Source organism: Streptomyces bobili, from assembly GCF_002154575.1.
GTDB classification, from domain to species: domain Bacteria; phylum Actinomycetota; class Actinomycetes; order Streptomycetales; family Streptomycetaceae; genus Streptomyces; species Streptomyces bobili.
Map to the genome: position 1 here is coordinate 283 of NZ_MUBA01000736.1, position 467 is coordinate 749.

A 467-nucleotide genomic window follows, 5' to 3' on the forward strand; every position below is an offset into this window, starting at 1 on the left:
TCGTCGGCGGTCTTCCGCTCGGCATCCTCCTCGTCCTCACCGACCGGGGCGGCCTGCTGCAGAACGTCGTCGCCAACAAGGTGATCGGGCAGGTCGTGAACATCGCCCGCTCCATGCCGTTCATCATCCTCATGGTCGCGCTGATGACCTTCACCCGCTGGGTCACCGGAACCACCATCGGCCGCGAGGCCGCGATCGTGCCGCTCGCCGTCGGGGCGATCCCCTTCTTCGCGCGTCTCGTGGAGATGTCCGTCCGCGAGGTGGACGGCGGGCTCGTCGAAGCCGTGCAGTCCATGGGCGGCAGCACCTGGAAGATCGTCCGCAGCGTGCTCGTCCCCGAGGCGCTGCCGTCCCTGATCTCCGGCGCCACCACCACCGTCGTCGCCCTGATCGGCTACTCCGCCATGGCGGGCACCGTCGGCGCGGGCGGCCTGGGCGACATCGCGATCCGCTACGGCTACCAGCGC

1 protein-coding gene is annotated in these 467 nt (G+C 70.0%); it reads left to right on the forward strand.

Annotated elements, in window-relative coordinates:
* Positions 1–467 (forward strand): methionine ABC transporter permease (locus BZL64_RS36995; RefSeq protein WP_143663428.1); only part of this gene is annotated, 467 nt, incomplete at both ends.